Raw genomic sequence first — 6,169 nt, 5'->3', positions numbered from 1 at the left:
TCCGTCGTCGGCAGCGTCAGATGTGTATAAGAGACAGTTCCACGTCCGTGGCGCCGTCGCACTACGGTGGACGCCGTGAGCATGGTGACCACGGCGACGAGCCGATCCCGGTGGTTGCCGGTCTACCTCGCGGCCGTGGTGCTGGCATCGGTCCTGACCGGTGTCCTCGCGTGGTTCACCACCCGGCGTCTCGAGCTCGGGCCGCTGCTGCTGCTCTGCGTCATGGGGGTGCTCAGCTTCCAGATCCGTGAGCCGGACGTCGGCCTGAAGATCAGCTTCTCCTTCCTGTCGATCATCCTGGTCGCCTCGGCCGCCATCGTCGGCACGTTCGGCGCGTGGGTCGTCGGCTCGCTGTCGATGCTCGTCGACCGGCGTCAGCGCCGATGGTCGGCGACGATGTTCAACGCGAGCATGAGCGGCCTGCTCGGGGCCGCGGGAGGCCTCGTCTACGCCATGCTCGGCGGCCGGGCGGGGTCCCAGACCGTCGGCAAGGGTCCCGCCGAGCTGGCCACCGCGGTCGGCTGGCCGCTGCTGGCCGCGGACGTCACCGCCTGCCTCGTCAACGCGGCGCTCCTGTCCGGGGTCATCCACCTCGACCAGGGCATCCCGTTCTGGATCCAGCTCCGCCGTGTGCTCAGCGGGTCGGGCCTGGCCTACATCGGCTACGGCGTCATCGGGCTGCTCTTCGTCATCCTGTGGTTCCCCGCCGGACTCGGCCCCTTCAGCGCCCTCCTCGTCATGGCGCCGCTGCTCGCGGCCCGCTGGGCGTTCATCCAGTACGGGGAGGAGCTGCGCTCCCACGAGCGCACCGTGGACACCCTCGTCACGGCCCTCGGCACCAAGGAGCCGGCGGCCGTCGACCGCAGCCGGCGCGCCGCGACGCTCGCCGAGTGGGTCGCCGAGGAGCTCGCCCTGACGCCGGCGCAGATCGGCACGATCCGGTACGCCGCCACGCTGCACGAGATCGGCCACCTCGGGGTGCCGACGCGCCTGCTGCGTCGGGCCCCGGGCGCGCTGACCGAGTCAGAGCGGCGGATCGTCGACCGGCACTGCGTCATGGGCGCCCGCATGATCGAGGGCATCGACTTCCTCGAGGACGCGCGCTCGGGCATCCGGCACCAGCAGGAGCGCTTCGACGGGCGCGGCCGCCCCGACGGGCTCGCCGGCACCGACATCCCCGTCGCTGCCCGGGTGCTCGCCGTCGTCACGGCCGTCGAGAGGTCCTCCTCCGACCCGTCCGCTGCCGCCGGCACCTCGGCCGACCTCTACCGCCGGCTCACCGACGACGGCGGGCGCTTCGACCCGGCGGTCGTCGCCGCCACGTGGGCGGCGCTCGACAAGCACGGCCTGCCGACCAGCGTCGGCTCGGTGTCGTCGTGAAGCGCGGCCTCTACCGGGAGCCGGTGGCGCTCGTCGTCGGCCTGACCGGTCTCGTCGGCAGTGTCGTGCTCGCCGTGGGCGCCGAGGACACCCCCGGACTGGGCTCCCAGCCGGCCATCGGGGTCACGGCGGCCTTCGCCGTCACCATCGTGCTCGGGGAGTGGTTCCAGCTCGCCGCCCCGGGGTTCCGCGGGTCGGCGCCGATCGCCACCGCGACGGCCCTGGCCTTCGCGTTCGCCGTGCGCGTCGGTCCCTCCGTCGAGCTGACCCACTCGACGGCGTTCGTCCTCGCGGTCACCTCGGTGTCGATGGCCCTCGGGGCCGGCGCGCGGGTGCTCGGCGGCCGCGAGGTGAGCCTCGTCGAGACGACCGGGCGGTTCCTCGCCGTGGTGGTGGCCGCGCTGCTCTACCGCACGGTCCACCTGGGGCAGAGCCCCGGCGGAGCCGGTGGAGCTGCCGGAGCCGCCCACGAGGACACCCTCGTGCCGTGGCAGCGGGCCCTGCTCATGCTCGTGATCTGCGTCGCGGCCCTTGTCGCCGACACCCTCTTCACGTCGGTCCTGCGGGCCATGGCGACGGCCGACCTGCGGCGCACGTTCATGGAGGAGGCGCGGTCCTCCTTCGCCCTGTCCGGCGCGGTCGTGGTCACCGGCGTCCTCGTCGCGCTCGCGCTGCCCCCGCTCGGTGTCATCGCGCTGCCGCTGTTCATCCTGCCGCTCGTCCTGACGCTCTTCGCGTTCCGCCGCTACGTCAGCATCCGGGCGACCTACCTGCAGAGCATCCGCACGCTCTCGCGCCTCACCGATGCTGCCGGGTACACCCCGTCCGGCCACTCCGAGCGGGTCGCCTCGCTCGCCGTCCGCGTCGGTCGGCAGTTGGGCCTGTCAGAGCGCGAGCTGCTCGACCTCGAGTACGCGGCGCTGCTGCACGACATCGGCCAGGTGGCCCTCGTCGAGCCGATCCCGGGCGGGGCCACCGTCCTGGCCGCCCCCGCCGACCAGCGTCGCATCGCCGCCGACTCCGTCGCGATCGTCCGCGAGACAGGTGTCTTCGGCGGCGCCGTGCAGATCCTCGAGCACCAGACGACCCCGTACCGGCAGGTCCGCGAGCTCGGCGAGGAGATCCCGCTCACGAGCCGCATCCTCAAGGTCGTCAACGCCTACGAGGACCTCACCGCGGGGTCCCGCAGCGCCCGCGCGCGCGAGGCCGCCGTCGAGCGCATCTACCTCGGCCTCGGCTACGAGTACGACCCGCGCGTGGTCGATGCCCTGCTCGGCGTCCTGGGCTCGACGCTGACCGACTGAGACGGCGCTCACACGTCGGCGTCCGCCCTTGGGCACGAGGCCGGTACATGCCAGACTGTCCGGATCGGGCAACCCCCGGACGCGAGACGACATCGTGCAGGCAAGACCCCCGCACCGCACCACCCAGCGAGGGCCGCCTGCCCTCTTCCTCTCACGCGAACGAGGTGTTCCGTCATGAGTGCGTTGCCCACCAGCCGGCTCGCCGACCCCAGGGACCCGGTCTTCCGGGCCCACGTGGGCGGCAAGCTCGGGGTGCACGCCACGTCCGAGCTGCGCGACGCAGCCGACCTGTCGCTGCTCTACACGCCCGGAGTGGCCGAGGTGTCCCGGGCCATCGCCGCCGACCCCGGCCTGGCCGCCGTCTACACGACCCGGCGCAACACGGTGGCCGTCGTCAGCGACGGCACCGCGGTGCTCGGTCTCGGCGACGTCGGGCCCCTCGCGGCGATGCCCGTCATGGAGGGCAAGGCCGTCCTGTTCAAGCACTTCGCCGGGGTCGACGCGGTCCCGGTGTGCATGGAGACCGGCACCGTCGAGCAGATCGTCGACGCGGTGGCACGCATCGCGCCCACGTACGGCGGCATCAACCTCGAGGACATCTCGGCGCCGCGGTGCTTCGAGATCGAGCGCCTGCTGCGCGAGCGGCTCGACATCCCGGTGTTCCACGACGACCAGCACGGGACCGCGATCGTGGCGCTCGCGGCCCTCGTCAACGCGCTGCGGGTCGTCGGAAAGGCCATGGCCGACGTCACCGTCGTCGTGTCGGGCGCCGGTGCCGCCGGGGTCGCGGTGAGCCGGATCCTGCTGGCGGCGGGCGTCGGTGACGTCGTCGTGGTCGACTCCCGCGGAGTCCTCGGTCCGGACCGCGGGGACCTCGCACCGCACAAGGCGGACCTTGCCGCCGTGACGAACCGCCGTGGCGTGACGGGCGCGCTCGGCGACGCGCTCGACGGCGCCGACGTGCTCGTCGGTGTCTCCGGCGGCACCGTCGCCGAGCGGGACCTCATGCGGATGGCGCCTCGCGCGGCCATCTTCGCCCTGGCCAACCCCGACCCGGAGGTGCACCCGTCCGTCGCCACGCGGTTCGCCGAGGTCGTCGCGACGGGTCGCTCGGACTTCCCGAACCAGATCAACAACGTCCTCGCCTTTCCCGGCATCTTCCGTGGCGCGCTCGACTCCGGCGCGCGCGAGATCACCGAGGACATGAAGCTGGCCGCCGCGTACGCGATCGCCGGCCTGGTCGAGGAGCCAACGGCCGATCTCATAGTCCCGAGCGTCTTCGACGAGCGCGTCGCACCGGCCGTGGCGCGCGCCGTCGCCGCGCTCGCGCCGTAGGAGCCGACGCGTCGACGCCTGACGGATCCGCCCCGCCGGACCCGTCAGGCGTCGTCGTCGGGGCGGTCGTCGGGGTGGTCGTTGGGGTGGTCGTCGGGGTCGGTCAGCCCGCGGGCCGCGAGCGCCTCGCCGGTGGACCGGGCGTAGGCCACGACGTGCAGCACCGTGGGCACGACGACCGCCCGCGGGCTGCGTTCGAGGCCGCGGGCCAGCGCCGCTGCCCGGACGGCCGAGAACGACCCCGCGACCCACGGGACCGAGCGCATGACGACCCCGAGCGTCAGGGCCACGACCTCCGGGTCGACGACACGTCGCAGCGGGCGAGCGGCCCGGACGACGCCGTCGAGCAGGTCGGTCACCGGCGTCGTCGCCGTGAGGACGCCCGCGGCGAGGTAGGCGTCGAGGATCCCGAGGACGACCTGTGCTGCGTAGGCCGGCCCCTGGGCCCACCACTGGAACGCGAGGAGCAGGACGAGCACGGGCGCGATCGCGCGCACCGACCGCGCGAGCCGGGCGAGGGGCAGGCGGGCCAGCGCGGCGGCCCCGAGGACGGGCCCGAGCGTCACGACCAGCGGTGCCGGCGACCGGGCGAACCACGGCGTCGCACCGACGAGGAGCACGCCGATGAACTTGAGCCACAAGGGCGCCCGGTGCACCGGCGAGCTGCCGGGCACGTGGGTGGCGAACAGCCCGCCGGCGTTCACGCGAGCTCGGCGAGGGCTCGGTAGTGAGCCACGGCAGGGACCGGCGAGCCGTCGAAGACGACATGCCCGGCGTCGACGACGAGGGTTCGGTCGGCGTCGAGCGCGAGGTCGAGGTCGTGCGTCGCGACGACGAGCGTCTGCTCCAGACCGCCGAGGAGGCGGCGCAGCAGGGCGGTGTTGCGCAGGTCGAGCAGCGTCGTCGGCTCGTCCAGGACGAGGACCGCGGGCTCGGTGGCCAGCACGACCGCGAGCGCCAGCAGCTGCCGTTCGCCGCCGGACAGCTCGTGGACGCTCCGGTCGGCCAGGTGGAGCAGGCCGAACCGCGCGAGCACCGCCTCCGCCGCCGTCCGCCGGTCACCGCGTGACCGGTGCAGGCGCCGCAGCGACAGCTCGACGTCCTCTCGCCCGGTCGGCATGACGAGCTGGGACAGCGGGTCGGTGAAGGCGAAGGCGACGCGTCGACGGACGCGGGCACCGTCCCGACCGGTGTCGAGCCCGTCGACCTCGACGCTGCCGGTCGTGGGCAGGACGAGCCCGTTGAGCAGGCGCAGCAGCGTCGACTTGCCCGAGCCGTTGGCGCCGATGACCGTGACGCGTCGTTCGGTGAGGTCCAGGTCGACGGGGCCGAGGACGGTGCGTTCGCGTCGACCGGGGTCGCCGTCGACCGGGACGGTGACCGTCGCGGCGTCGAGGCGGATGCGGCTCGTCGGAGTCACACCCGGCGCTGCGGGACCCCGGCGCGCACGAGGACGTCCGGGAACGCGCGGTGCACGGCCGCGGCGGCCACGGCGGCGACGAGCGCCTTGACGAGGTCGCCGGGCAGGAACGGCAGGTCTGCCGTGACGGCGGCCGACAGCGGCAGGTGCAGGTTGGCGACGAGACCGGCCACACCGAGGACGTGGATGACGGCCACCGAGGTGAGCGCCGCGACGACGAACAGCAGCGGCACCCACCAGCGCCGGTCGGCCCGGCGCACGACGAGGGCTGCGCCCGCGCCGGCGACGGCGGCCGCGAGGAGGAACGACACGAGGTACCCGGCGGTCGGTCCGCTCAGCACCTGCAGCCCGGACTGGCCCTTGCTGAAGACCGGGAACCCGACGAACCCGATGGCGAGGTAGACCAGCACGGCCAGCGCGCCGCGACCCGGACCGAGGACGAGGCCGGTGAGCAGGACCCCGAGGGTCTGCAGCGTGATGGGGACCCCGAGGCCCCCGACGGGGACACCGGGCACGACGGCCGTCGCGACGAGCAGTGCCGCGAAGACGGCGACATGGGCGACGGTGCGGGCGTCGACGCCGCGCGGGCCGCGGGCGTGGCCCGATCCGCTCGTACCGCGGGCGGGCGAGCCGTCGCTGCGGGGGCCGGTCGCGGTGCGGGTGTCGTCGGTCACGGCCCGCACCCTACCCGGGCCGCGCCGGTGCCCCGCTCACTATGGTGCTGGAATGC

Annotated in this window: 6 protein-coding genes; 3 read left to right on the top strand and 3 right to left on the bottom strand. The window is 74.0% G+C overall.

Annotated elements, in window-relative coordinates; translation table 11 throughout:
* Window positions 1–81 precede the first annotated feature (81 nt).
* The 3 genes from ACPYOM_RS20545 to ACPYOM_RS20535 all read left to right on the top strand — a co-directional run bounded on the left by ACPYOM_RS20545 (window position 82) and on the right by ACPYOM_RS20535 (window position 4,019).
* Entirely contained in the window at window positions 82–1,380 is a 1,299-nt protein-coding gene (locus ACPYOM_RS20545; RefSeq protein ID WP_481347369.1) for an HD-GYP domain-containing protein, read from the top strand.
* A complete protein-coding gene (locus ACPYOM_RS20540) occupies window positions 1,377–2,684 on the top strand; it encodes an HD-GYP domain-containing protein (RefSeq protein ID WP_481339708.1) in 1,308 nt (435 codons plus the stop codon). Before ACPYOM_RS20545 ends, ACPYOM_RS20540 begins: the two co-directional genes overlap by 4 nt.
* 174 nt (window positions 2,685–2,858) lie before the next feature.
* On the top strand, window positions 2,859–4,019 hold the full coding sequence (locus tag ACPYOM_RS20535; RefSeq protein WP_481347368.1) for an NAD(P)-dependent malic enzyme: 1,161 nt from the start codon (window positions 2,859–2,861) through the stop codon (window positions 4,017–4,019).
* A 44-nt stretch (window positions 4,020–4,063) separates the two neighbouring features.
* On the opposite strand, the gene ACPYOM_RS20530 is transcribed toward ACPYOM_RS20535, so the two are convergent.
* Genes ACPYOM_RS20530 through ACPYOM_RS20520 form a run of 3 tightly spaced genes read right to left on the bottom strand, consistent with a single transcriptional unit; the run spans window position 4,064 to window position 6,113 of the window.
* The gene (locus ACPYOM_RS20530; RefSeq protein ID WP_481347367.1) at window positions 4,064–4,723 is read right to left on the bottom strand and encodes a CbiQ family ECF transporter T component; all 660 of its coding nucleotides are present in this window, start codon (window positions 4,721–4,723) and stop codon (window positions 4,064–4,066) included.
* The gene (locus ACPYOM_RS20525) at window positions 4,720–5,439 is read right to left on the bottom strand and encodes an energy-coupling factor ABC transporter ATP-binding protein (RefSeq protein ID WP_481347366.1); all 720 of its coding nucleotides are present in this window, start codon (window positions 5,437–5,439) and stop codon (window positions 4,720–4,722) included. The genes ACPYOM_RS20530 and ACPYOM_RS20525 overlap by 4 nt, the downstream gene beginning before the upstream one ends.
* A complete protein-coding gene (locus ACPYOM_RS20520) occupies window positions 5,436–6,113 on the bottom strand; it encodes a biotin transporter BioY (protein ID WP_481347365.1) in 678 nt (225 codons plus the stop codon). The genes ACPYOM_RS20525 and ACPYOM_RS20520 overlap by 4 nt, the downstream gene beginning before the upstream one ends.
* Between the last annotated feature and the right edge of the window lie 56 nt (window positions 6,114–6,169).

The organism is Monashia sp. HAY1-2A, assembly GCF_056755315.1.
Note: the sequence above shows the minus strand (reverse complement) of the source record. Positions and strands in the feature narration are given on the sequence as shown.

What these genes read in the sequence shown, in the direction of transcription:
- ACPYOM_RS20545 (WP_481347369.1), top strand. Translation starts at nt 82, where the DNA reads ATGGTGACCACGGCGACGAGCCGATCCCGGTGGTTGCCGGTCTACCTC.
- ACPYOM_RS20535 (WP_481347368.1), top strand. Translation starts at nt 2,859, where the DNA reads ATGAGTGCGTTGCCCACCAGCCGGCTCGCCGACCCCAGGGACCCGGTC.